1 rRNA gene is annotated in these 790 nt (G+C 56.6%); it reads right to left on the bottom strand.

From position 1 onward, the window contains the following. Positions 1–790 (bottom strand): 23S ribosomal RNA (locus O3669_RS10875); the annotation flags it as partial.

Below are 790 nucleotides of genomic sequence, written 5' to 3'. Positions count from 1 at the left end.
CTTCAGCATGGGCGGTCACAACGCGGTACCAGAATATCAACTGGTTGTCCATCGACTACGCCTGTCGGCCTCGCCTTAGGACCCGACTAACCCAGGGCGGATAAACCTAGCCCTGGAACCCTTAGTCAATCGGCGCTGCGGATTCTCACCGCAGATTCGTTACTCATGCCTGCATTCTCACTCCCACACAATCCACCAGAAGTCACCTCCAGGCTTCACCTCGTGCAGGACGCTCCCCTACCCAACAACACACCAGCACTCCAGTTCCTGGCGCCAGCACAAACGCGTTGTTGCCACAGCTTCGGCGGTACGCTTGAGCCCCGCTACATTGTCGGCGCAGAACCACTTGACCAGTGAGCTATTACGCACTCTTTCAAGGATGGCTGCTTCTAAGCCAACCTCCTGGTTGTCACCGCGACTCCACATCCTTTCCCACTTAGCGTACGCTTAGGGGCCTTAGCTGATGATCTGGGCTGTTTCCCTCTCGACTACGAAGCTTATCCCCCGCAGTCTCACTGCCACGCTACACCTAATGGCATTCGGAGTTTGGCTGACGTCAGTAACCCACAGGGCCCATCGGCCATCCAGTAGCTCTACCTCCACCAGGGACCACGCAACGCTGCACCTAAATGCATTTCGGGGAGAACCAGCTATCACGGAGTTTGATTGGCCTTTCACCCCTACCCACAGTTCATCCCCCAGGTTTTCAACCCTGGTGGGTTCGGTCCTCCACACAGTCTTACCTCTGCTTCAACCTGACCATGGGTAGATCACCCCGCTTCGGGTCTAG

It is taken from the genome of Pauljensenia sp. 20925_1_34 (genome assembly GCF_041432775.1).
Taxonomy (GTDB): Bacteria; Actinomycetota; Actinomycetes; order Actinomycetales; family Actinomycetaceae; genus Pauljensenia.
This window is presented reverse-complemented; position numbering and strand designations above follow the sequence as displayed.